Genomic DNA, 24,523 nt, shown 5'->3' with positions numbered 1-24,523 from the left:
CTCAGTTAATGTCAATTAAAGCAAACTACGCCCGCCCTCTAACGGCAGCACAGTACCGGTTGTATAAGAGCAGTTCATTAAGTATTGTACTGCCTGCCAAACCACCATTGGACCAGGCTCAATACCTAATGCCGATTGCGCTAAACGGCTCTGCTTATAAGACTCACTATCCCCTTCATTAAATAAAATCAATGCCGGTGCGATGTCATTCACCTTAATGGTCGGGGCAAACTTTTTAGCAAATCCTTTACACATATTCTGCAAGGCCGCCTTACTCGCCAAATAAGCAATATATTGGCTAGAAGCCCGCTCCACACTGTAATCCGAAATCGATATCACATCCTTAAGAGGACTTGTCGATTTCTCCAGTAACGGTTGCAAGGCATTGTTTAGAAAGTAAGGAGTATTAACATGAAGCTGAAAAAGCGAATCAAAACACTCCCCTTCCACCCCTTGTAACTTATCCGTACCCATTGCATCCGGTAGCCATAAAGAAGCATTATGAATCACCAGACGTAAACTACTTACTCGTGCTTGGAGTGATTTAACGAGGTCAGGCAAACTAGCCTTCGCCATAAAATCGACTTGAATAGCAATGGCGCCTAATGCAACTAACTCATCCACTTGAATGCGCGGCGTTCGATAGGTAAATATGACCGGATAATGCGTTTCTGTCAAAAATTTTTTAACTAAAAACGCACCGATACGTTGACCTCCTCCTGTAATGAAAACAACATCTTGCAATAACTTCACTGCTATACACACCTTTTAAAATTATAAAAATAAGCACTTATACTTATATGCCGATCAATTTTTTGAATTACATTCTCTAAAATTAATTGTTAATATAGCGCCAAGCAAATATACACCCTATAACAGGGCAATCACCCCACACGGTCTTGCACACATTGTCACGGCTTTAATCACACCCAGACACTTATTGTAACGTCATAAAATAAAGACTACGAAAAACCCATGCCGGAAAACCTCTACCTCCTGAACTACATCATCATTGGCAGCTTACTCGGTGCCACGTTGAACTATTTTCAATTTGGCTTCAGCAGTAGCTTTCGCTCTTTAATCGTCGACAACAATACGTTAGGCTTTCGTTCGCTATTGTGGATGCTCGGTTTAGCCATTCTGCTTTTTTCACCATTATTGGCTGTAGAGTCTTGGGAGGGACAGACATTTGAGGGGTTTATTCGTCCTCTTAGCTTAGCCATTCCCATCGGTGCCTTTATATTTGGAATAGGCATGCAAATTGGTTGTGGTTGCACCTCTGGAACACTTAACAGAGTAGGCCAATTACAGCCTTTATCTTTTACAACCTTAGCCTTTATGATTGTCGGGGGTACGATTGCCGCGGCAACGTTTAATGACTGGCAAACCCTGCCGACTAGTCCAGCAATTTCCTTTCAAAATAGCTTTGGCTGGCTTCCAGGCCTCGCCATTCAGCTAATCATCCTATTAGGGCTGTATAAAGTATTAACATTACATGAACAAAAACAAACCGGGCAAATAGAGCCATTATTCCACTCTGAAAACTGGAAATTTCACCCCTATTTATTAGCAGGGTTACTGCTTGCAGTCCTAAATGCTATCCTATTTTTAGTCACTGGCGCTCCATGGTCAATCAGTTCAGCTTTTCCATTCTGGGGTATTAAGCTGATTGAATTCACTGGTTTGCCCATCGATTGGCCTTTTTGGGATTATGCACTAGAAAATAGTAAGTCTCTTAATCAAACGCCCTTTACAAACCCTGTCAGCTTGACGACCTTTGGTGTGATATTCGGCGCGCTTGTCGTCTCAATAATTCACCCTCGCGCCAAAATAAAAGCCACACCCGTTCGCTTATTAATGAGCATATTTGGTGGACTTATTATGGGCTTTGGTGCCGTGATGGCATCAGGTTGCAATATCGGAGCCTTCTTTAGCGGTATCGCCTCTGGAAGTTTACACGGCTGGGTATGGTTGGTGTTTGCGCTATTCGGTAATATTTTAGGGTTGAGAATGAGAGCTTACCTATTGAAGTAACCTTTCTTTATACACACTAAAATAGCGCAATCGAGATATCTTAATTTAATTAAGATATTGGCCACCCTATTGACCAACAGGTTGAATCCTTCCCGCTAAAGCCCCTGCAATCACTATAAAACCTGCGGAAATAAACAAGCAAGCCTCCATACCTGCTACTTGATACACATAACCCGACAATACCGTTCCCGCTAAACGTCCACCTGCATTTGCCATATAATAGAAACCGACATCTTTTGATGTGCCGTCAGCATCCGCATAAGAGACAATTAAATACGAGTGGACCGCAGAATTTAATGCAAAAACGACTCCGAATAAAACAAGACCAATCAGTAAAATCCATAAGGGATCATAAGAGAGCGTTAATCCCATTACTATAGGAATGATCGCCAACCCAAAGGCCAATAACATAGCCGTTTTAGCGGTTGGCAATTCACCCCTGTTAAGTCCCGTTAGCTTAGGAGCAGCTGCTTGAATCAAACCATAACCAATGATCCATACCGCAAGGTAGGTGCCTATTTCAGCATGTTGCCAACCTAATACTTCTGCAAGGTAGATTGGTAAAGCCACGACAAACCAAACATCCCTTGCGCCAAATAAGAAAAAGCGTGCGGCTGAAAGCTTATTAATTGCAGGACTTTTCGAGAACATCTCCGTAAACTTAACAGCATTTTTGGCCTTGCCCAATCGATTATCTAATAACCAAACAGATAACAGTAGTGCAACGACTAACAAGGTGGCCAATATAAATAAAGCGTTTGCGAAACCGACAGCGGTTAAGAGAATGGCGCCTAAGAAAAAACCAACGCCTTTTAATGCATTCTTTGAACCCGTTAATAAACTAACCCATCGATAAAGCCCACCATCAGACTCCGACACTAAACTTTTTATACTACTTTTGGCGCTCATTTTATTCAGATCTTTGGCAATACCGGATAACGCTTGCGCAAACATGACATAAGCAATGGTCAACCACTCCGGACTGACCGTCAGCATCAATAAGGCACCAATCTGTAGGGCCAAACCAAGCTCCATAGTCACTTTAAGACCTAATTTGGCTCCAAACCAACCGCCAAACAAGTTGGTGAGAATGCCAAAAAACTCATAAAACAGAAACAATAGAGCAATTTCAAGCGGACTGTAGCCGAGCTGATAGAAAAACAGCAAGACCAACATGCGTAAGGCACCATCCGTTAAAGTAAAAGCCCAATAGTTGGCGGTGACGATGCCATATTGTTGTACTGCTGTCATATATTGTGCAACCCTAGTAAGATTTACAGGTAACTAAGCGTTTAAAATATTCACATAAAAAACCACCAGGCCTGGTGGTTTAAAGTATGAGCTTTAAATTAGACTTTAAGCCGATCTAACACCATTGAAGGGTAAATTATGCCGACTTATTCAGCCGACCGACTTTAAGAGCAAGCTCCATCATTCTCGCGACATAGCCCATCTCATTATCATACCAGGCGAGCACTTTTAGTTGCGTGCCTCCGACCACCATGGTGGAAAGCGCGTCAATCACCGAAGAGTGTAAATCACCTTCATAATCCACTGAAACCAATGGGCGAGTCTCATAGCCTAAAATATCTTTTAGATAGGTTTGAGAAGCCTGTTTAAACAGTTCATTCACCTCTTCAACCGTCACATCCCGTTGCATTTCCAACACTAAATCGGTCAACGAAGCATTCATTAAAGGCACTCGTACTGCTAGACCATTCAACCGTCCATTTAATTCTGGAAAAATAGAACCGATTGCCTTTGCAGAACCGGTAGTGGTCGGTATCAGTGATTCAAAACTTGCACGCGCTCGACGTAGATCTTTATGCCCATGATCCACCACTTTTTGAGTATTGGTTCGATCATGCATCGAAGTAATCATGCCATGTTTAATACCAATTTTTTCATGTAAAACCTTAATCACTGGCGCAATGCAGTTGGTGGTGCAAGAGGCGGCCGTAATAATAGAGTCAGAACCCGATTCAAATACATCATCATTGATCCCCATGACGATATTTTTAATTCCTTCGTTCATAGGCGCCGCGACAATCACTTGCTTAATGCCTTGATCCAAATAGGACTGGAGGCTTTCACGGGTGCGGAACTTTCCAGTGGCCTCAATCACAACATCCACATCTAATGCCGCCCAATCTACCGCCGAAATATCAGCAGATTGCGAATAGCTCATAGCGTGGTCGCCAATAATAATCTGATCTGCATCTTCATGTGCTTCATGATGCCAACGACCATGCACAGAATCAAAATTTAAAAGATGAGCTGAACCATAAGCATCCGTTGCAATTTCATTAATATGTACAAACTCGATGCCGGGCCAGTCATAAGCAACTCTTAGTGCCAAACGCCCCATACGGCCAAATCCATTAATTGCAACTTTAATCATATTACCCTCCTTATTTTTATTATCACATATACTTATATATTTGTGTTGGCGAATATTATAACGTTTTCACATTACACATATATGACAAAAAAATAACGTTGGGATAAACCGCAAATCAATACTGGTTGTTAACAAGCATTCTTACCTACCTGCTTAAACAAATCTTCTGAAAGAATTGAACGAGTTGGCAGATGGTCTTTTAAAGCTTTTAAAACAGATTTTGACAGCGTATCTAAAGAAGGACTTATTGAATAATGCATCCAAACGCCCTCTCGACGAGCACTCACTAAATTCGCTTTACGTAAATAAGCAAGGTGTCGAGATATTACGCTTTGAGGAACCTCCAAAACGACCATAAAATCACAAACACAAATTTCAGACTCTGCATGAATCAACAAGTTCAAAATTCGTAACCTAACCGGTTCCGAAAGTGATTTAAAGAATAATGAGGTATGTTCTAACTGATTCATAATTAAACGAAAACTCTATTTATCATATATTTATTGCTAAACTAAGTAAAAACAAACGCGAATCAACACAATATAAGAATTTGCTTAAATGCTCTCCGCTTTTCTATATAATACATGGTTTTGCAAAAACTGCATTCATTAGAGTTAAACTCGAGGCCCTTAAAATAAATGAAAAATCGTATGTTTGATGTTGTGATTGTTGGCGGTGGAATTTCAGGTTGTGCCTTAGCCTATGTACTGTCTAAATACACGGATGTTAAGTCGATTGCCGTACTCGAAAAATATGGTTCACTTGCCCCGCTCAACTCAAATGCACGCGCCAATAGTCAAACCCTGCACTGTGGTGATATTGAAACCAACTATAAACTTGAAAAAGCTAAGTCGGTAAAGCAACAAGCCAATATGTTAGTCCATTATGCCGAGATGGTTGATAAAAACGATTTCCTATATAAATTTCCAAAAATGATACTCGCTGTAGGCGATGATGAGTGTGAACGCCTCAAAAAACGACATGAAGAATTTGCCGAAGACTTTCCTTATATGGAATTGTGGGATGCAGAACGCATTGCACAAGTCGAACCTGCCGTTGCCCTCATCGATGGAAAGCCGCGTCCAGAAAAGATCCTTGCTTGCGGGTGCACGGATGAATACTCTGCGGTTAACTTTGGAAACCTTTCAAAATCTTTTATTAACAGTGCTCGTAAAACCAATACTGAATTAAATGTATCGTTAAGCTCTAAAGTTGAAAAAATCAGTCAGTTTGACGACCACTATGAACTACAAACATCGCAAGGCACGTTTATGGCGCGTTTTGTGGTTGTCTCCGCGGGGGCTCATAGCTTACTGCTTGCCAACCAACTTGGGCATGGTTTAGACATGTCAATTTTACCGATGGCAGGCAGCTTCTACTATGTTCCAAAAATGCTCAACGGGAAGGTTTATACCATGCAAAACGACAAACTGCCCTTTGCCGCATTGCACGGCGACCCTGATTTAATCGAAATGGATAAAACTCGCCTAGGTCCAACAGCACTGGTGTTGCCAAAACTTGAACGATACACCGGAGGGACCTATTGGGATTTCTGGAAAAGCTTAAAGCTTGATGGCAAAGTGGTTCGTGTCTTCTGGGAACTATTGAAAGACAGTACCATTCGTAACTATATTTTCAGAAACTTTGCTTTTGAAATCCCTTGGATTCGTCAGAAGCTATTTGCTAAAGATGCACAAAAAATAATCCCTGGACTCAAACCAGAGGATTTAGAGTACGCCACGGGCATTGGAGGGCTACGTCCTCAGGTTATCAATAAAACCGACATGGTATTACAGTTAGGCGAAGCCAGCATTGTGCCTGAAGGTGAAAATCTTATCTTTAATATGACACCTTCTCCGGGAGCAACGACGTGCTTAGGCAATGCTTACCGAGATGCCCAAATCATCTGCGAGCGCCTAGGCATTGATATAGATAATGAGTTACTCTCCGAAGAACTGCTTGATGGGCAAGCCTGCCGTTAAACGGTTAGAAGCTCTTTAGTATATACACGCTTATGATGCCTCAACAAACCTCCCTCCCTACCCACCTTATAACAGGTCTATTGGGGAGCGGAAAAACCACTACACTCAGACAACTCCTCCATCAAAAACCCGAGCATGAAAGATGGGGCATCATCATCAATGAATTTGGTGAAGTCGATATTGATGCCGCTACGTTACAAAGCCAAGGATCTAACGATGCCGTCGTTTCTGTGTCGGGGGGCTGCATTTGCTGTAGCGCACAATACGGTTTAACCCAAGCGATTAATCAACTATTGGCGGAATCGGCAACTAACGTAATCACTCGTCTGTTTATCGAGCCAACAGGATTAGGTCATCCCGCCAAAATCATCGATACTCTCACACAATCATCGTTTGTAAGACCACTCTCATTGCAACCCATTCTGTGTGTGATTACACCACAACAACTCACACCACTGCGCTGGCAAAAATCGTCTGTGATGCGAGATTTGGTCACGCTTTCAGACATTATTTTGCTTAATAAAACCGATTTAAGCAGTGCTGATGAACAAAATATCGCGCTTGAACTCCTGCAAAACGGCTATCCAGCCAAAACACAGGTAAAACCAACCCAACAGGGCTGGATTTCATTGGCAGAAATCCTCAATTTAGAGCAGAATACCGACAACAAGAACCGGTACCGCTTTACCCTGTCAAATTCTTTCGAAGGCTTTAGGGTTCACCAAAAACAGACGACACAGAGATCAAAAGCAATTGAATCTTCACTGCCTGGTGTTCGTCAGTGTTTGATCCAAGTCGTATCTGATACATCAGAACTGTCCTCTATCGGTTGGATCTTCCACTCTAAAATTCAATTTAACCGTATTAAGCTCAAAAGTTTTTTTACCACGATGGCACCCTTTTTAAACCGCGGCAAAGGACTTTTAAAAACGGGGAATGAATGGCAACTGATCAATTGGAGCGATGAGCACCTCAGTTTTGAAGACATCGCTTGGCGCCAGGATAGTCGCCTGGAACTCCTTTTCAATGACACTATTGACCCCCAAAAACAATCCCTTAAACATCATAAGGACATTGAAAATCAACTACTTAGGTGCATTAGCAAAACTGAGTAATCTCTCTTTATAAAATAACAATAGTGAATAATACCCCACCTTTTTGGTCAATTATTTGCTAAAATCTTGCGTTACATTTTAATCTTCCGTGTGTAGTCTGAGTTAGGCGCTTTCGCCCAATTTTATTGAACTCACACCTACCGAAGGAAATTGCATGACCAAGCACATGCCCGACATCGCGTGCCAACCGCACCAAGCCCCTCAAGGGAAACTCAACTGGGTAGGAATGAGTGGAATTGAACTGCCTATTCTCGTTCAACAAGGTTTAGAGCCTAGAAACAGCGTTCGTCTCTCGTCAAAAGCGCAAGCCTATGTGAGCCTAGATGACCCTATGAGCAAAGGCATCCACATGTCTCGTTTATATCTAATATTAGATCAAATGGGCACTCAAGAAAATTTAACACCCAATCGCGTTAAAATCATTCTCGAAAAGTTCATAGAGTCTCATCATGATCTTAGCAATCAGGCATTTGTTGAATTTAAATTTGATTATTATGAGCGTCGCCAGTCCCTTAAAAGTGACAACAGTGGTTGGAAGCACTATCCAACCACTATTCGTGGTGAAATTCGCCAAGGCAAGTTTGAATGCGAAGTATCGATTGAAATCCCATACTCATCAACCTGCCCATGTTCCGCGGCTTTGTCGCGCCAACTCATTCAAGAAGCATTTACAAAACAATTTAATGCTCAAGCGAATAAAGGTTTGGATTACCAAGCGGTGGTTGATTGGCTAGGTACACCGGAAGGCATTAATGCGACTCCGCATAGCCAACGCTCTTATGCCCAGGTTAAGGTAAAAGTAATTGAATCAGACAAGCTTGAAATTTCGACCTTAATTAACCAACTTGAAGATGCGGTTCAAACACCCGTTCAAGCGGTGGTCAAGCGTGAAGATGAGCAAGAATTTGCGCGTTTAAATGCCTCAAACCTCATGTTCTGTGAAGATGCGAGTCGCCGCATACAAAACAAACTCAATGCGCTTCCTGAATACAGCGATTACTGGGTGCGAGTGAATCATCTTGAAAGTCTGCATCCACATGATGCCGTTGCCATTGTCACCAAAGGCATCGAAAATGGTTATATTGATGAACCGAATCTGATGGATCCTATGTAAGCCATTCAGATTCATCTTCCCACAAAAAAGCCGATTTAAGATATTCTTAAATCGGCTTTTTTGTTTCTAAAACTTAAAACCTACCAGGCCTGGTCAAAAAAATAAAAACCGCCAAAAGGCGGTTAGAGTTTTTAGAAATAAATCACTAAAGAGAAGCCAATACACCATCAAAATTTGGGAGATGACTACTTTCTCATCAAGGCAAGTTCAAGCGAAGTGTAGTGTAGTAACACTACACGAGTTTGGGCTTAACGCAGAGGAGAAAGCAATCAGCCCCAAATCAGAATGCGCCGGCTTGGATTTCTTTGTATACATGTCTGGCATTATTGTCTGCCGCCTGTGCAAAAACAGGGCGATCTTTATACATAGACTGATCAATGTTCATCGCATCCTCTACTGTACCGCCCGCATCGATCACTTTCTGAACTTCTTTATGCAAGTAAACCAGATAATCATAGGTTTGGCGCTTAATGGTTGCCATATCAGTTGGCGTACCATGCCCCGGAATGACGATGGTATCCGCAGGAATAATGTCCATCATTTTTTTGTACGACTCGACCCATGCAAAAGAGTTGGTATAACCAAAGAAGACTGGCATACGCTCATTGAACCCTAAATCACCTGTTAAGAGAAGTTTACGCGAAGGCACATAGACACTGGTAGAAGCCTGTGTATGGCCAGGCCCAAAGTCTTGCAAAATGACGGTTTCTCCACCGCCAACATCAATGGTAATAGGACGATCAAAGGTTGTAAATTTGTCAGTCACATTACGAGCAGAATTCGTAATATTTTTTCCAACCTGAACAGACCAATCTGCTTTAATCGAATCAAATCCTCGATTAAACTCATCATTTGCCGTACTACTAGAATATAAGTTTTTAACCCCAATATCTGCCCAATAGCTTGCTCCTAAATAAGCGTGTCCTTGGCTATTTTCTACCGCTAGCCACTTGACAGGCTTATCCGTTATCTGTTTGATTTGCTGATGTAATGAATAAGCCAAAGCGTTATTTGCGCCGGCATTAAAAACAAAAACACCGTCTTTGAAAACCATAAATGAGAGGTTGTTATTTAATCCAAAATTCGCTGGGTTATGCCATATCATGCTTCCCACGACAGTATAAACACCGTCAGTCACTTTGACTGCTTTTGGGATGGGCAGTGCTTCACCAATGTAACCGACTTTGCGTTCTACCTTAAGAACATCATCGGCATACGCGTTCGCGGCATCCGTTAATACATTGCTGTAAGTTTGTACTTCTGCAGCATATGCTTTGAATCCTTGGATATAAGGATCTTCAGTCACATTACTGGCGGCCATGGAGGGTGTATTTAAAAACCCCATAAGTAGTACAAGCTTCGAAAAAGAAAATGCTATTTTTTTTGTATTCATAAAAACCTCCTAATTGGGAATTTTAAGACTGACTCTAAACAACTCTTGTTTTCGCATCATACCACCATTAACCCTATTAGATTATCACTAAGTTCTATCTAGGACGTTAGAATTTTTATGTTCATAGACATCAAAGATAGTAATGGCCATCGCGGCAATGACTGGCCCGAAAAACAGCCCGATTACGCCAAAGTGAATTAAACCTGCAAAGGTCGACAGAACCGTTAGCAAAGTATGGTTTGCGATTGATAAGTCTTGTCCTGCCTGACCCATTCCGTTAGTAAGTTTGGTAATCATGATCGGGCGTATAATATTATCAATCACAAAACCCGTAATCACCACACCCCAGAAGCCAATCACCCCTGCCATGACATAATCTCCCTGGATCAGCGCATAGATTACAATTGGAATCCAAACCAGTGCGGCACCAACAATGGGAATAAACGAGGTCACGGCAATCGCCATCCCCACAAATAGACCAGGCAACCCTAATATCCATGCCACCAGTGCAAAAGAGACGCCTTGCAATATGGCAATACCGACCACACTCAAGGTCAATACCGTTGATAAACTAGCGAAACGTTGCATAATCATACGGTCATAACGGTTTTCTAAAGGCGATAAAATGGCAAGGTGTTTCGCGATCGTGTCGCCATCTCGATAAAAGAAAAACAGCGAAAAAATTGAGAGCCCGATGAAAGCAACGAAAGAAGAGGTCGTGCCAACAATGCCCTCTAATAAAAATACGGTCGTTTTCTGCACAAAGGAGATAATTTTGGCTGAATTGGCTTTAATTTGTTCTAAAGCACCGGCTTGAGTCGCTTCACTAATCGGTAAATAAGCCAATAAGGACTGGTTTAAACTTGCTAAACTTTCTGCATCCTGCGCTTTAATCCAAGCTTGTGCCTCACTATACAGCTGCCCGAATTGCATACTCACTTCAATGAGTAAATAGGTCACTGGAGCAATCACGCCAACAAAAATGATCGCACTCATAACGGATGCGGCGAGCGTCTCAGAGTCATTGCAGTGAGGCAGTAATTTAAGATAGAGCCGATAACTCGCAGTCGCTAAAATCATCGCAAAAAACAGCGCTTCTAAAAATGGGGTAAACAACCAAATCAACCCTGCTAAAGCCAATAGCAGTAAAATAATTAAAAAACCTTCCTCATAAGGGCGATTGTCACGCATAATAAAAACCTCAAAGATAGCCAAATTAAATTAAATAGAAAACGGTTTCTAGTGCAGTATTGAAGGTTGAAAAACTTCAAGAAATTTACCGTTTAGAACCAATAGATGAGTTTACCTTAATATGAATACTAATATTGCAGAAGTCATCATCCGCCCAGAAGGCTCCCTTCAAATCCTATCCTATCAAGAAGCTCATCTGCTATGTGACACATCCGATCAAGGCCTTAATGATCTCCTTAAGCAGTGTTCCTTAGCCGTACTCAACACTGGAGTACAAGAAGATGACGGCTTAGCCCTGCTTGAAAAATATGCGCGCTTTTCCATTGAAGTCGCCGTTAAGGGTCGTGGGGTACAATTGGTTATCAAAAATGCACCCCGTCATGCCTTTGTAGACAATCAACTTATCGTTGGTATTCGTGAACATCTGTTTGCTGTGATTCGTGATTTAATCTACTCTCGAAACGAAATTATGCAAAATCCACAATTTAATCTAGACAACTCCCACGGTATTACGAATGCGATTTTTCATATCGCTCGTAATGCACAATTGATGCGCCCCAACAGCCTACCGAATACAGTAGTCTGTTGGGGCGGGCACTCTATTTCAGAAGCAGAATATAAATACAGCAAACACCTTGGCTATGAATTGGGCTTACGTAACTTAGACATTTGTACTGGGTGTGGCCCAGGCGTGATGAAAGCACCTATGAAGGGTGCCGTGGTCGGTCATGGCAAGCAACGTTATAAAGAGGGACGTTATATTGGCATTTCCGAGCCAGGCATTATTGCGGCCGAAGCCCCGAATGCAATTGTAAATGAACTCTGCATCCTGCCAGACATTGAAAAACGCCTGGAAGCGTTTGTCCGATTGGGACATGCCATTATTATCTTCCCTGGCGGCGCTGGCACCATGGAGGAGTTACTCTATTTATTGAGTATATTGCTACATCCTAAAAACAAAGGGTTGCCACTGCCCGTTATTCTCACTGGACATGGTGGTAGTCAAGCCTATTTCGACTCGGTTATACACTTCATCAAAGTCACGCTGGGTACGGAAGCTATTGACTTACTAGAGGTGATGATCAATCGGCCTAAGGATGTTGCAACACGCATGAAAGAGTATATGGAAGTGATACGTCAGGATCGCAAGAAAAGCAGTGACGCTTATTACTACAATTGGCGAATTACCCTCGAACTGGATCAGCAACAACCTTTTATACCGACCCACGAAAATATGGCACAACTCAATTTAAACAGTGACCAGCCCCCGCATATCCTAGCGAGTCAGCTCAGAAAAGCCTTTTCGGGCATTGTTGCCGGTAATGTTAAAGCCGATGGCATTCTGCAAATTAAAAAAAATGGCCCTTTTGAATTAAACGGTGATCCAGAAATTATGGCCGCAATGGATGACTTGCTGCAAAATTTTGTCGAACAAAAACGCATGAAAATTGATGCAAGCACGTATAATCCTTGTTATAAAATAAATCGTCGCTAAACCAGCCTATCCAAGCCTACTTGGCCTGGTCAAAAACAGCCTGATAAAGCCCATAACGTATAACAGAGATTCCGCATGACATTTGAAGAATTTGACCTCGATGAGGTACTATTAAGCGCGATCAGAAAACAGTCGTACAATAAACCAACCCCTATTCAAGTAGCGGCTATCCCATTAATGCTAGATCGCAAAGATGTATTAGCTGGCGCGGCTACGGGCACAGGCAAAACAGCCGCTTTTGTGTTGCCGGCACTACAATACTTATTGGATGAACCTAAACACTCAAGCAGACATCCGCGTATTTTAATATTGTCGCCTACTCGTGAATTGGCCTTTCAAATTCATAAGGTTGTCAAAAACCTGGGCTCTTATGGCAACTTCCCTTCGGTCATTATCACAGGCGGCTTTAAGCTTAACGTACAAATCGATGTATTGACCCGAGCATGTGATATTTTGATTGCGACGCCAGGGCGTTTAGCAAAACTGATCGAAGAGGATGCCGTCACGCTATCATATGTTGAGATGGTCATTATCGATGAGGCTGACCGTATGCTCGATATGGGGCAAGGGCCAGTGGTTCGCGCCCTTTTGGATGCCATTCCAGGCGATTTCCAGGCGGGACTTTTCTCGGCCACCTTATCAGGAAAAGGTATTGAACAGTTTGCGGAGGATATCTTAGATGAGCCAGAAGTTGTACAAGTTGATGCCCCAAACACTAAGTCAGAACAGATTCAGCAAGTCGTTTATTTAGCCAATGACAAGGCACATAAAGATGCCTTGTTAAAAAATATTTTAAAAGATGCCAGCTGTCAAAGTGCGATCGTCTTCTGTAATAAAAAAGAAAAGGCTATTGAGGTCACCGAGTGGCTGCAATCGCAAAATATTTCCGCTCAAGTATTGCATGGCGATTTTACTCAAGCGACTCGCCTAGACAAAATGAATAAGTTCAAAGCCAACAAGATTAAAGTATTGGTGGCCACCGATGTCGCAGCACGTGGTTTAGATATGTTGAAAATCACTCACGTGATTAATTACGATATGCCTTTTCGTGGAGACATGTACATTCACCGAATCGGTCGAACGGGTCGTGCACAACAAGTCGGGATCGCCATCAATCTGGTTGAACGTCATGATCTCAAACATTTAGAACGTATCGAATACCACTTAGAGCAAAAACTGCCGATTGAAAAGATTTCGGGCTTAGAGCCAACGTTCACCATCAAAGAGATGGAGAAAAAGGCGGCTAAAAAGAAAAGACCTAAAAAAGCGCCGGCCAAAAAACCTAAGAAAGCTAAACGATAAAGACTTAAAATCACTGCAAAAGCATGGGGAGGAGTTCAAATACTTTGTGCTTTGATACTGCCCCCTTCGTAAACCGACCAGGCCTGGTCAAAACCTTACTGCTTACACAACCCAGCACCTCCGCTTTTCCATATACAAACTTCGCATCTTGAAAAAATTCGAGTCTTGATCGTTCAGTTTTTGGATCAAAAGCACTATTTAGCTAATTTAGGCATAGTGGATAAATGATCGAAATAATGGTGTGCTAAAGCGATGACCGCCAGTACTGGAATAAACAACCCTAATACCGGCAGGGTGCTCAGTAAGAACAAACTGCCTAAGCTTAGCGTAGGTGTCCAGTTACCGAAGCCTTTAACATCGTTAAACATCGGTTCCGGTAGAATCACTTGGCCCACATCAAGGACTAATGAATACCTGAAAAACATAAAACCAAGTAGCCAAAACCAAATGATATTAACCAATGGAATAAACATGATTGGAATGGTTAATAAAAATAGGAGTACCAATAGTAAACCATATTTAAGCATCTTCCAAAGCATGCCTAAGGTTGAACCATGCCCTACATAGTCCACATTCGGATAATGCTTATCATGAATGACTTTCACCAAACTATCTGTCATAAAACCGGTAATAATCATGGCAAATAAAAGCAGGAGGTAACTTCCCAACAAGAAGGCCAAAACGCCCGCAACAATCGCCATAACAGTGGTCACAATCCACAGCAATATTGCACCGATAAAAGGCACTGCTCCAATGCTTTGCTCCGCTTGCGTTGTCCATGTATTCACCTCAGCTACCATCGGATTCTGAGTAATGAAATCACTGACTAGAAAGAGACTAAACAGACCATAACCCATTAAAGAGACCAAAATAATCGAGGCCAAAAAGGGGATAAATAAGCGCCAAATAATTGCAGGCTCTTTTAAATCTGAGAGTGTTTTAAATAATAAATCTATCATTATCTTCTCTATTTTTAAAGATCCAACTGAATGAAAGAATACTGGCTACTCGCTGTATTACTTTATCCAAACAGACTTCACATTAGTAAATTCACGAATCCCTTGAGAGGAAAGTTCACGGCCATATCCCGAATTTTTGACACCACCAAAGGGCATTCTTGGATCTGAGAAACTGGGGCTATTAATGAAAGTTGCACCTGATTCCATGCCGCGTGCCATCGCCTCAGCTGTCGCTAAGTCATCACTCCAAATAGACCCACCTAAACCATATTCAATTGAATTGGCAATGCCCAAAGCATGCGCCGGTTCAGTGGCTTTAATGACAATGGCTACCGGTCCAAAAAACTCTTCATGGTACGCTGGCATATTGCTAGAAATATTAGTCAAGATGGTTGGCGCATAATAGCAACCAGGTCGATCAAGCTGATAACCACCAGTAACAATAATGGCTCCCAAATCCACAGATTCCATGACTTGCTCATGCAGCTCGTCTAATAAATCCTGACGTGCCATCGGCGCTAAAGTCGTTGTCATATCCATCGGATCCCCTGCCACAAATTTGGCTTCAATCGCTGCTTTAAACAATTCAATAAAAGTATCTGCCTGAACATGATCAACAATAAAACGTTTTGCGGCGATACAACTTTGCCCCATATTTTGAAAACGACCTTTTACCGCCCCTTCAACGGTTTTTTTCATGTCTGCATTTTCGAGAACGATAAAAGCATCTGAACCACCGAGTTCTAAAACAGTTTTCTTCAATTCTGAACCCGCGATACTGGCGACTTTACGCCCTGCATTTTCACTGCCGGTTAAGGTCACCGCGCGCACAGCCGGGTGGCGAATGACACTTTCTACCATCTCTGAGCCAATCATTAAAGTGGTAAAGATATTATCCGGAAAACCCGCTTTTCTAAAAACTTCTTCCATTGCTAAGGCACATTGCGGTACATTTGAAGCGTGTTTTAAAACAGCAATATTACCGGCAATTAAAGCGGGTGCGGCAAAGCGAAACACTTGCCAAAATGGATAGTTCCATGGCATAACCGCCAAAACAACTCCTAAAGGCTGATAATTGATATAACTACGACTGGCATCGGTTTCAACCAACTCATCTTGTAAATAGGTTGGACCATTCTCGGCATAAAACTCACAAACCATGGCGCATTTTTCAATTTCCGCTTCCGCTTCCACAAAAGTTTTACCCATCTCTAAAGTAATCAATTGTGCTAACAAATCGCTGTCGTCACGCAATACATCGGCAACGCGTCTTACCATCAAACAACGATCTTCAATCGGCGTCCGTTTTGCCCAGTCATCAAACATATAACCTGCCTGCGTCACGACATCATCCAACGTTTCTTGATCCCAGGTGTCAAATGAGCCTAATAACTCGCCAGTAGCGGGATTGATTGATTGCATAGCCATGAAATCTTCCTTGTAAGGTGAATAATAAATGAGTGTTCATCCGGAAATTCGGATCACAAATAAGCCGATAAACACCGACTTATTGAGTAATTTAGAGCTTAATATTAACGCTTTTAAATACGGCTATGAACTGATTGCCTGTTGCGCCCAGGCATTCGCCGCCATAAAATTATTACCAATTTCACTGATACCTAATTTTTCATAATGCAAATGGATCTCTGCAACGTTAGCTTGTTCCATGGCCACCAACACCTTTAGAACCTCACCCATTGACCCTTTTCTATCGATTAACGCGCTGGCAATCTCTTCTGATAAAGGCATTTCGTTGACAATTTCAGAAATTGGCATTTTAAAAAATGCACCTAGATTAGAAAATAACCCCACCAAAAAGTAGCTGTCTTTATCATGAACATGTCCAGCCGACTCTGCCATTAACTCACAAAATTTAGCGCGCATTAAAGAGGTGGTTAACAGCTCTTGTGGTACATCCTCCATACCGGACAACATCAACATATTGACCCAAAACTTAAGGCGCTTTAGCCCCATATAACGCAAAGCATCTGCCACATTTTCAACTTTAACGGGAATCATCGTCGCAGGATTATTAATTGCTAATAAGAGTTTATGACTTAGAGAAACGTCTTGGCCAATAATATTAGACAGTTGATGGAAGTCGGTGGCTGGATCATTTATCTTAGCTAATAATTGCAACAATGTAAGTTTATTTCCGGACAGTTTTTGGCCGTTGATAATGACTGGGTTGGTGAAAAAATAGCCCTGAAAATAATCAAAACCTAATTTCTTCAAATATAAGAACATCTCTTCTGTTTCGACTTTATCAGCAATGACTTTAATGCCCTTCTGATGAAGTGTTTCGAGCATTTTCTTTAGCTTTAATTCGGTATAGTTATCTATACTAATTTTTACATAATCACTGATGGTGACAAGTTTAAGACTAGAATCATCGTCAACATAGTTCTCCAAAGCGATATGTGCACCTTCTGACTTAAGCTCCTTCAGGCTTCGTAACACAGCGACATCTTGGATGACATCATTTGGGATCTCAAGGATAAGCGGATGATTATCATCGAAGTCGGGCAACGATTTAATATTAATTAATACTTTAGGCAGATGCAACATGGCGACATGTTTACCGACAATGGATTGAAAACCAATCTCTTCTTGAGTTCTCTTAATCAGCTCAACGGTCGCTTCAACCGTATTTTTACTCGGATTCAAACCTTGGTAAAATTGCAATTCATAGGCGTACACATTCATGTGTACATCTAAAACCGGTTGTTTACCGATAAATACTTCAGACATATTGAGTTCCTACATTTAAGATGACTTAACCTGAGTAAACGATGATTCCGTTGTTACACTATTGAACAAACTATACGTCTGATTACGATTCGCTTCAATAATAACCCGTGTAATACTCTACAAATAACGTTGACCAGGCCTGCCTAACCCTTTTAACGGTTAAATAATACCCGTTTGCCAGGCGTAAACTCAGCAAACTTGCCTTGATGGTATTTCAACTCACCCGATACAATCGTACTCATAATGCTCGACTTAAAGGTATGACCTTCCCAAGGAGACCACTGACATTTATAGAGGTTATGCGCTTTATCATCCGTATGTGGTTTATTCATATCGACCAAAATCAGATCTGCCCAATAGCCTACTCGTATATAACCGCGTCCTTCAATTTGGTAACGGATCGCAACATTATGAGCAGTCTTTTGTACAATTGTTTCAATATCGAAGACGCCATCATGCACCATATCCAATAGGGCCGGTATAGATTGTTGCACCTGCGGCAGTCCAGCCGGCGCGCTGAAATAGGGATTGTTCTTTTCCGGCTCGCTATGCGGTGCGTGATCGGTGGCAATAATATCGATACGCCCGTCTCTTACTGCTTGGCGAATCGCATCACGATCAGACTGCTGTTTAATCGCGGGGTTACATTTAATATAGTGGCCCTTGGTAACGTAGTCATCTTCGGTAAACCAGAGGTGATGCACACAGGCTTCGGCGGTAATCTTCTTACCCTCTACCGGGCCGGGTTCAAACAGCTCCATCTCTTCCGCAGTGGTTAGGTGCAAAACATGCAAATCAGCACCCGTTTCTTGGGCTAACTGCACCGCAAAAGAGGACGACTTATAACAGGCTTCACGACAGCGTATATTGGGGTGTTCAAAAGCAGGGATATCGTCACCATACTTTGCGCGGTATATCTCTTCCTGCGCTATAATCATCGGCGTATCTTCGCAATGCGTGGTGATCAATGTTGGACTGTGGGTGAAAATGTCACGCAATGCTTGTTCACGATCTACCAACATATTACCCGTTGAAGCACCCATAAAAACCTTAACGCCACAGACATTGCGAGGATTCACCTGCTTAAGTTCGTCTAAATTATCATTGGTCGCACCAAAATAAAAAGAATAATTACTCCAAGCCTTTTCTGCCCCAATCTGATATTTCGCTTCCAAATTTTCAATCGTCGTCGTTGTTGGTTTTACATTAGGCATATCCATAAAAGTCGTCGTACCACCAGCGATGGCCGCTTTAGATTCCGAGGCTATATCTCCCTTAGCCGTCAAACCGGGGTCTCTAAAGTGCACTTGATCATCAATCATGCCTGGTAATAACATTAAGCCTTTAGCATCAATCACTTGATCAGCCTTGGCCACGATATGCTCTGCAATTTCAACGATTCTGCCCTCTTTTACCAGAACATCACCAACCCACTGTTGGCCTTCATTGACAATCGTTGCTTGCACAATAAGAATGCTATGGGGAGTCGCTGTCATGGTAAATTTCCTTTAATCGTTTGATAATGCATTTTGTCGCTCAATACTTGGTATTCTATCCTGAAACATTGTAATATTTTTCTATGATTTCTAGGCAAATGAGTTCTCTTCATCCACAAGGTACAAGTAAAGACTTATTTCCTTGTTGCATACCCTAAATAAACAATGGCTTTCAAAGACGTTGAAAACGGTGAAGCGCTATCTTACTTAAAAGGTGTAAAGCCAGATTTTACACAATACAACTGTTCCTGATCTGACCGCTTTGCGGTTGGTAACTTAGAGCATTGGCCCATGGAGAAAAATCATCATGATCATTATAACATTGACTTCTACAAGCCAGTTAATTGAAACCCTTTAACCCAATTACTTGGCTGTTCATCGGCCTGGTACGCTTTTACCAACTGTTTATCAGTCCGATTCTTGGGCCTAGGTGTCGCTTTTACCCGAGCTGCTCGCACTACACCATAGAGGCTTTAAAGCAGCATGGCATGCTCTGTGGGAGTTGGTTGGCTATTAAGCGTATTTTTCGCTGTCATCCAGGAAACCCCGGAGGAGTTGACCCTGTACCGAGCTGCGGCTGTCAATCGTCCAAAACCTGTCAAGAACCCGTGGACACAGAGGATGAAATCATAACAGAACCAAACGCCAAACAATCTCTAGACAATGAGTCAACAACCAAATGAAGCACGTCCACTCTTAACCAACAGCCAGTCATAAAACAACCGATTCAATATCTAATAAAGTAGCCAGACCTGGCCAATTTGTATCTTAGGCATTTCTAATGCCGAAATCGAATGCACTGTCATCTAAAATTAACAAAGCAATCCTGATTTACACCATCATAATCGGCTAAAATAGGTAGGATCGATACATTCATATTTGTCACACCGACTCAATTCAGGAACCCACATGTCTGCTACTTCTGCAAATGACAGCTTAACCAACTCAACTCCTTTAGACCTTCAAAGCTTTCCGCGTTTTATCAACCGAGAGCAAAGCCTGCTAGAGTTTAACCGTCGTGTATTGGCACAAGCCAAAAACCCTGACATTCCGTTATTGGAACGTTTGAAGTATTTGTGTATTTCCAGCAGTAATATGGATGAATTTTTTGAAGTGCGACTGGCCAGTTTAAATGAGTTAAAAGAAGACCCTTGTGCTTTAACACTACCCGATGGTCAAGATCCTAAGGTGGTGATTGAATGTTTGTCTAAAACCGCTCATGAAGTTGTTGAAGATCAATATATTACTCTTAATCATCTATTGATGCCGGCTCTGGAGAAAGAGCAGATTCGCTTCCTGCGTCGTAACCACTGGACCGAACAACATAAATCCTGGTTGACCAATTATTTTATTGAATCGTTACAACCGGTTTTGAGTGCAGTAGGACTTGACCCCTCACACCCATTTCCAAAAATATTAAATAAAAGTTTAAATTTCATTGTCTCTTTAGAAGGCAAAGATGCTTTTGGGCGATCAAATGGTTTAGCGATCGTGCCAGTACCGCGCGCGTTGCCCCGCATCATAAAATTACCGCAAGATGCGACAGAAGGGCAAGATGATTTCGTTTTTCTCTCTTCTATTTTACATGCAAATGTCTCCCGCCTGTTTCCCGGCATGACGGTTACCGGCTGCTATCAATTTCGGGTAACGCGTAATACCAACTTATTTATTGATGAAGAAGAGATTGACGACATTCTGAGCGCCTTGAAAGGCGAACTCTCAGGCCGTCAATATGGCGGAGCCATTCGTTTGGAAGTGGCAGATAACTGTCCAAGAAACATGGTAGATTATCTATTAGACCGCTTCAAACTGGACGAGGCTGCACTTTACCAAGTCAATGGGCCGGTCAACTTACACCGTTTAAGCACTGTGCCAGATATGGTGAGTCGAGCAGATTTGTGCTTTCCACCCTTCTCGGCGAAACAATATAAGACTCAACGTTTCCATAAAAAAATATTCCAGCTATTTACTCAACATCAACAAGTAGAACAAAATATTTTTGATAAGATTCGAACTAAGGATATTTTATTGCATCATCCTTATGATGCATTTGCACCTGTTATCGAGTTTTTACATCAAGCCGCGACAGATCCAGATGTACTCGCCATCCGCATGACGTTGTATCGTACGGGTGAAGATTCGCTTATCATCAAAGCCTTGGAGCGTGCCGCTAAAAATGGCAAAGAAGTCACCGCGGTAATAGAATTACGGGCCCGTTTTGACGAAGACAATAATATTATTCAGGCAACCCGCTTGCAAGATGCTGGTGTCCATGTCATGTACGGCGTCGTTGGTTATAAAACCCACGCCAAAATGATTTTAGTGGTGCGTCGGGAAGCAGACAAAATTCGCCACTATACTCATATGGGTACAGGTAATTATCACCACATCACTACCCGATTCTACTCTGACTTTGGCCTAATGACGGCCAATCCAGCAATTGGTCGCGATGTCTCCAAAATATTCCAACAGTTAACAAGCCTCGGGGATACTAAAGATCTTGAAGTCCTGCTGCAATCACCTTTCACGCTGTTGTCGGGCATGATTAAAAGAATTGAACGCGAAGCTGAACACGCCAAAGCCGGTAAACCTGCTCGCATTATTGCCAAAATGAATGGACTAGAAGAGCAAACCATTATTGATGCATTATATGAAGCCTCACAAGCCGGCGTTATAATTGATCTGATTGTGCGTGGTATCTGCAGTTTGCGCCCTGGCATTCCGGGCTTATCTGAGAACATTACGGTCACTTCGATTATCGGCCGCTTCTTAGAACACCATCGTATTTATTACTTTGAAAACGATGGCGGTCAACCCGACCTATTCTGTTCAAGTGCCGATTGGATGAAACGTAACTTAACGGCGCGAGTTGAAACAGGGTTCCCCATCTTAGATCCAGCCTGTTTTCAACAAGTCTATACCGAAGGTTTAGCCATCTATTTAGAAGACAATACCGGTGCTTGGATACTCCAACCGGACGGTACATATATTCCTAAACCTTTAGATGGAAAAATACCCTTTAGTGCCCAACAAGCGTTAATTGAAAAATACAGCTAGTTCAAGATCAGCCTCTGCAAACATTCAAACACTTAATATAATCGTTTGATGGGTTAAACGGCTAAAACCAGGTAAAATGCCCCAAACGATTTACAAGGTGCTAAAAATGTCAAAACAGACTCAACCTTCCGAACCAGAAAGTGAACCAGATCAATCATTATATGCCGCGATAGATTTAGGCTCGAACAGTTTTCATATCATCATCGCGCGCGAAGTGCACGGTCAGATGCAGGTGGTTGATAAACATAAAGAGATGGTACGTTTACGCTCTGGTCTGGATAAAGATGGCAAACTGACGGACAAGTCCTTTCAACAGGGGATTGAATGTTTGGAACGGTTTGGGCAGCTCATCAAAGGCATTCCCGCTCAAAATGTGCGTGCTGTGGGCACAAATACATTACGGAATGCCCGAAATAGCCATGCATTTTTAATGCAAGCCAAACAAGTCCTTGGACACACCATTAAGATCATCTCTGGTCAAGAAGAAGCGCGTCTAATCTACCTAGGCGTTGCACATGGTTTAGCTGCCAGTGATGAACAGAGACTGGTCATGGATATAGGCGGTGGCAGTACTGAATATATTATTGGCAAAGGCTTTGAAAACAGCCACCTAACCAGTACCGAAATGGGCTGCGTTAGCATTACGCAAAACTGTTTTCCCAAAGGAAAAGTCAACGCGGAACGCATGAATTTTGCCATCTCTCAATGTCGTCAAATTCTTAGACCACATCGAATTCAGCTCAAAAATCTGAACTGGGATACCGCCATAGGGGCTTCAGGCACGATTAAATCTATTGGTCAGATCTTGGAGTTAAATGGATGGTCGGAATCAGGCATAACCTTACCTGGAATGGAAAAACTCGCCGCTGCACTCATTGAAGCCGAATCGGCAGAATCCCTTAAGCTAGAGGGTTTAAAAGATGAACGCCGACCAGTATTGGCAGGTGGATTAGCCATTTTAATGGCGACTTTTATGGAGCTAAATATTGAACAAATGCAAGTCTCAGCGAATGCCTTACGTGAAGGGTTAGTGTTTGACACACTTGGTAGACTTTATGCTGAAGATGTTCGAGAAGTGAGTGTCAGTGCCATGCAACAATGGATGCGAGTCGACACTCAGCAAGCCACACATGTTGCAAAAACCGCGAAAGCGCTCTTCAAACAAGCCCATAATACTTGGAAATTACGTTCTACTGATTACGACCTAAAACGCCTATTAAAATGGGCTAGCATGCTTCATGAATGTGGAATTGCCATCAGTTACAGACGGTATCGTCACCATAGTGCTTATCTGATTGAACAAGCTGACATGCCTGGTTTTGACCAACAGGAAAAACAGATGCTGAGCGCCATGATGTTAAATCATCGTGGGAAATTCAATTCTGCTGTTTATGGCGATTTAGATGAAACGACTGCCGAACAACAGATTTATTTAACCGTTTTGCTCCGCTTAGCCGTTCGTATTCACCGCGGACGAGATTTCGAACAGGCTGACCCCCTGCTTCACATTGAAAATAAAAACCATATACACCTAGAATTTGAAGACAATTGGTTGCAAGATCACCCATTAACTCGAATGGATTTAGAGATTGAAGCGAAACGCCTGAATGCGATAGGTTTAAAGCTCTCTTTAGAATAACGATGCGTTTACTAAGCCCAAGCTACAGAATAAAAAAGCAATAAACCTTAACTCACTCCAGTTGTAACACCTCTTCCATAATGTTCAATTTCAGGCAACAAAAAAGGCGATTCAATGAAATTGAATCGCCTTTTTTATACCGCGTTATATCAAGTCACGTTACCCTTTAATACGGTGTGTAACGTTAAGCTAAATCCTAGAAGCCTTTGTTCAGGAACCAAACATAAGTTTGCCAGAGAATTAAAGTCTGAATTGAATTAAACGCTTATCAACAGTCCAGTGCGTCTAAATGTATTTGCGGGTTTTAGCTCAAGGTCTAATACTAAAAAACTTATTTCTCTTACTCTTAGACTTTTTTTACTGCCAGAGCACATGAAGTTTCGGGATTTAAAGGAACGTTCTGAGCTTGTTGCTGACTCACATCATCATTTACAGCATGTGCTGAACCTGATGCAATAAATAGGGTCATGGTGACGGCAAAAACTAAAGTCAATAATGTTAATATTTGTTTCATTTTGAATTACTCCCGAAGTGTCTTTAAACATGAAAATGCTTTAAGAATTATTATAGAGGCTTTCCAAAACAATATCTAGT

20 protein-coding genes are annotated in these 24,523 nt (G+C 42.1%); 9 read left to right on the top strand and 11 right to left on the bottom strand.

Annotated features, from left to right (window positions below; genetic code table 11):
* Positions 1-15: 15 nt before the first annotated feature.
* Complete coding sequence (gene folM, locus F612_RS0111670) at positions 16-753, bottom strand: dihydromonapterin reductase (protein ID WP_019557954.1); 738 nt, start codon at positions 751-753, stop codon at positions 16-18.
* Positions 754-975: 222 nt separating this feature from the next.
* Here folM and F612_RS0111665 point away from each other — a divergent pair, with 222 nt between their 5' ends.
* The gene (locus F612_RS0111665; protein ID WP_019557953.1) at positions 976-2,034 is read left to right on the top strand and encodes a YeeE/YedE family protein; all 1,059 of its coding nucleotides are present in this window, start codon (positions 976-978) and stop codon (positions 2,032-2,034) included.
* A gap of 66 nt (positions 2,035-2,100) precedes the next feature.
* Here F612_RS0111665 and arsJ read toward each other — a convergent pair whose 3' ends face one another.
* The 3 genes from arsJ to F612_RS12735 form a co-directional block, all read right to left on the bottom strand.
* Positions 2,101-3,285 (bottom strand): organoarsenical effux MFS transporter ArsJ, encoded by a 1,185-nt coding sequence (gene arsJ, locus F612_RS0111660; RefSeq protein ID WP_019557952.1) that lies wholly within the window; start codon positions 3,283-3,285, stop codon positions 2,101-2,103.
* Positions 3,286-3,421: 136 nt separating this feature from the next.
* Entirely contained in the window at positions 3,422-4,435 is a 1,014-nt protein-coding gene (locus tag F612_RS0111655) for an ArsJ-associated glyceraldehyde-3-phosphate dehydrogenase (RefSeq protein ID WP_019557951.1), read from the bottom strand.
* Positions 4,436-4,563: 128 nt separating this feature from the next.
* On the bottom strand, positions 4,564-4,905 hold the full coding sequence (locus F612_RS12735) for an ArsR/SmtB family transcription factor (protein ID WP_019557950.1): 342 nt from the start codon (positions 4,903-4,905) through the stop codon (positions 4,564-4,566).
* Positions 4,906-5,073: 168 nt separating this feature from the next.
* On the opposite strand from F612_RS12735, the gene F612_RS0111645 reads away from it, so the two are divergent.
* The 3 genes from F612_RS0111645 (at position 5,074) to folE2 (ending at position 8,646) form a co-directional block, all read left to right on the top strand.
* On the top strand, positions 5,074-6,417 hold the full coding sequence (locus tag F612_RS0111645) for an FAD-dependent oxidoreductase (RefSeq protein ID WP_026329763.1): 1,344 nt from the start codon (positions 5,074-5,076) through the stop codon (positions 6,415-6,417).
* 32 nt (positions 6,418-6,449) lie between these two features.
* Positions 6,450-7,532, top strand: coding sequence for a CobW family GTP-binding protein (locus tag F612_RS13080; protein WP_019557948.1), 1,083 nt, complete (start codon positions 6,450-6,452; stop codon positions 7,530-7,532).
* 154 nt (positions 7,533-7,686) lie between these two features.
* On the top strand, positions 7,687-8,646 hold the full coding sequence (folE2, locus tag F612_RS0111635) for a GTP cyclohydrolase FolE2 (RefSeq protein WP_019557947.1): 960 nt from the start codon (positions 7,687-7,689) through the stop codon (positions 8,644-8,646).
* 280 nt (positions 8,647-8,926) lie between these two features.
* Here the strand turns inward: folE2 and F612_RS0111630 are convergent, their stop codons facing one another.
* A complete protein-coding gene (locus F612_RS0111630; protein ID WP_019557946.1) occupies positions 8,927-10,039 on the bottom strand; it encodes an MBL fold metallo-hydrolase in 1,113 nt (370 codons plus the stop codon).
* Between the two features lie 87 nt (positions 10,040-10,126).
* Positions 10,127-11,230, bottom strand: a complete 1,104-nt coding sequence (locus tag F612_RS0111625) for an AI-2E family transporter (RefSeq protein ID WP_019557945.1) — start codon at positions 11,228-11,230, stop codon at positions 10,127-10,129.
* A gap of 121 nt (positions 11,231-11,351) precedes the next feature.
* Here F612_RS0111625 and ppnN point away from each other — a divergent pair, with 121 nt between their 5' ends.
* Positions 11,352-12,725, top strand: coding sequence for a nucleotide 5'-monophosphate nucleosidase PpnN (gene ppnN / locus F612_RS0111620; protein WP_019557944.1), 1,374 nt, complete (start codon positions 11,352-11,354; stop codon positions 12,723-12,725).
* Between the two features lie 75 nt (positions 12,726-12,800).
* Positions 12,801-14,027, top strand: coding sequence for a DEAD/DEAH box helicase (locus F612_RS0111615; protein WP_019557943.1), 1,227 nt, complete (start codon positions 12,801-12,803; stop codon positions 14,025-14,027).
* Between the two features lie 194 nt (positions 14,028-14,221).
* On the opposite strand, the gene F612_RS0111610 is transcribed toward F612_RS0111615, so the two are convergent.
* The 4 genes from F612_RS0111610 to F612_RS0111595 form a co-directional block, all read right to left on the bottom strand.
* Positions 14,222-14,986, bottom strand: coding sequence for an EI24 domain-containing protein (locus F612_RS0111610; protein ID WP_019557942.1), 765 nt, complete (start codon positions 14,984-14,986; stop codon positions 14,222-14,224).
* A 57-nt stretch (positions 14,987-15,043) separates the two neighbouring features.
* The gene (locus F612_RS0111605) at positions 15,044-16,414 is read right to left on the bottom strand and encodes an NAD-dependent succinate-semialdehyde dehydrogenase (protein ID WP_019557941.1); all 1,371 of its coding nucleotides are present in this window, start codon (positions 16,412-16,414) and stop codon (positions 15,044-15,046) included.
* A 123-nt stretch (positions 16,415-16,537) separates the two neighbouring features.
* Positions 16,538-17,737, bottom strand: a complete 1,200-nt coding sequence (locus F612_RS0111600) for an EAL and HDOD domain-containing protein (protein ID WP_019557940.1) — start codon at positions 17,735-17,737, stop codon at positions 16,538-16,540.
* 152 nt (positions 17,738-17,889) lie between these two features.
* Complete coding sequence (locus F612_RS0111595) at positions 17,890-19,233, bottom strand: dihydroorotase (protein WP_019557939.1); 1,344 nt, start codon at positions 19,231-19,233, stop codon at positions 17,890-17,892.
* 344 nt (positions 19,234-19,577) lie between these two features.
* Here F612_RS0111595 and yidD point away from each other — a divergent pair, with 344 nt between their 5' ends.
* The 3 genes from yidD (at position 19,578) to ppx (ending at position 23,929) form a co-directional block, all read left to right on the top strand.
* Entirely contained in the window at positions 19,578-19,916 is a 339-nt protein-coding gene (gene yidD / locus F612_RS13165; RefSeq protein WP_211209502.1) for a membrane protein insertion efficiency factor YidD, read from the top strand.
* Between the two features lie 226 nt (positions 19,917-20,142).
* Positions 20,143-22,290, top strand: a complete 2,148-nt coding sequence (gene ppk1, locus F612_RS0111590) for a polyphosphate kinase 1 (RefSeq protein ID WP_019557938.1) — start codon at positions 20,143-20,145, stop codon at positions 22,288-22,290.
* A gap of 106 nt (positions 22,291-22,396) precedes the next feature.
* Positions 22,397-23,929 (top strand): exopolyphosphatase, encoded by a 1,533-nt coding sequence (gene ppx, locus F612_RS0111585; protein ID WP_019557937.1) that lies wholly within the window; start codon positions 22,397-22,399, stop codon positions 23,927-23,929.
* Between the two features lie 346 nt (positions 23,930-24,275).
* Here ppx and F612_RS13240 read toward each other — a convergent pair whose 3' ends face one another.
* Positions 24,276-24,443: a hypothetical protein gene (locus F612_RS13240; RefSeq protein WP_019557936.1), complete on the bottom strand. Its 168-nt coding sequence runs from the start codon at positions 24,441-24,443 to the stop codon at positions 24,276-24,278.
* Positions 24,444-24,523 lie beyond the last annotated feature (80 nt).

Source organism: Thiomicrorhabdus arctica DSM 13458 (assembly GCF_000381085.1).
Classification (GTDB): domain Bacteria; phylum Pseudomonadota; class Gammaproteobacteria; order Thiomicrospirales; family Thiomicrospiraceae; genus Thiomicrorhabdus; species Thiomicrorhabdus arctica.
This window is presented reverse-complemented; position numbering and strand designations above follow the sequence as displayed.

Bases quoted from the DNA above. Each gene is read 5' to 3' on its own strand.
- F612_RS0111655 (WP_019557951.1), bottom strand. From the start codon at position 4,435: ATGATTAAAGTTGCAATTAATGGATTTGGCCGTATGGGGCGTTTGGCA.
- ppk1 (WP_019557938.1), top strand. From the start codon at position 20,143: ATGTCTGCTACTTCTGCAAATGACAGCTTAACCAACTCAACTCCTTTA.
- folE2 (WP_019557947.1), top strand. From the start codon at position 7,687: ATGACCAAGCACATGCCCGACATCGCGTGCCAACCGCACCAAGCCCCT.
- F612_RS0111665 (WP_019557953.1), top strand. From the start codon at position 976: ATGCCGGAAAACCTCTACCTCCTGAACTACATCATCATTGGCAGCTTA.
- F612_RS0111605 (WP_019557941.1), bottom strand. From the start codon at position 16,414: ATGGCTATGCAATCAATCAATCCCGCTACTGGCGAGTTATTAGGCTCA.
- F612_RS0111610 (WP_019557942.1), bottom strand. From the start codon at position 14,986: ATGATAGATTTATTATTTAAAACACTCTCAGATTTAAAAGAGCCTGCA.
- F612_RS13240 (WP_019557936.1), bottom strand. From the start codon at position 24,443: ATGAAACAAATATTAACATTATTGACTTTAGTTTTTGCCGTCACCATG.
- F612_RS0111645 (WP_026329763.1), top strand. From the start codon at position 5,074: ATGAAAAATCGTATGTTTGATGTTGTGATTGTTGGCGGTGGAATTTCA.
- F612_RS0111600 (WP_019557940.1), bottom strand. From the start codon at position 17,737: ATGTCTGAAGTATTTATCGGTAAACAACCGGTTTTAGATGTACACATG.
- ppnN (WP_019557944.1), top strand. From the start codon at position 11,352: ATGAATACTAATATTGCAGAAGTCATCATCCGCCCAGAAGGCTCCCTT.
- F612_RS0111625 (WP_019557945.1), bottom strand. From the start codon at position 11,230: ATGCGTGACAATCGCCCTTATGAGGAAGGTTTTTTAATTATTTTACTG.
- F612_RS0111630 (WP_019557946.1), bottom strand. From the start codon at position 10,039: ATGAATACAAAAAAAATAGCATTTTCTTTTTCGAAGCTTGTACTACTT.
- F612_RS0111595 (WP_019557939.1), bottom strand. From the start codon at position 19,233: ATGACAGCGACTCCCCATAGCATTCTTATTGTGCAAGCAACGATTGTC.
- F612_RS12735 (WP_019557950.1), bottom strand. From the start codon at position 4,905: ATGAATCAGTTAGAACATACCTCATTATTCTTTAAATCACTTTCGGAA.
- F612_RS13080 (WP_019557948.1), top strand. From the start codon at position 6,450: ATGATGCCTCAACAAACCTCCCTCCCTACCCACCTTATAACAGGTCTA.
- F612_RS0111615 (WP_019557943.1), top strand. From the start codon at position 12,801: ATGACATTTGAAGAATTTGACCTCGATGAGGTACTATTAAGCGCGATC.
- arsJ (WP_019557952.1), bottom strand. From the start codon at position 3,285: ATGACAGCAGTACAACAATATGGCATCGTCACCGCCAACTATTGGGCT.
- ppx (WP_019557937.1), top strand. From the start codon at position 22,397: ATGTCAAAACAGACTCAACCTTCCGAACCAGAAAGTGAACCAGATCAA.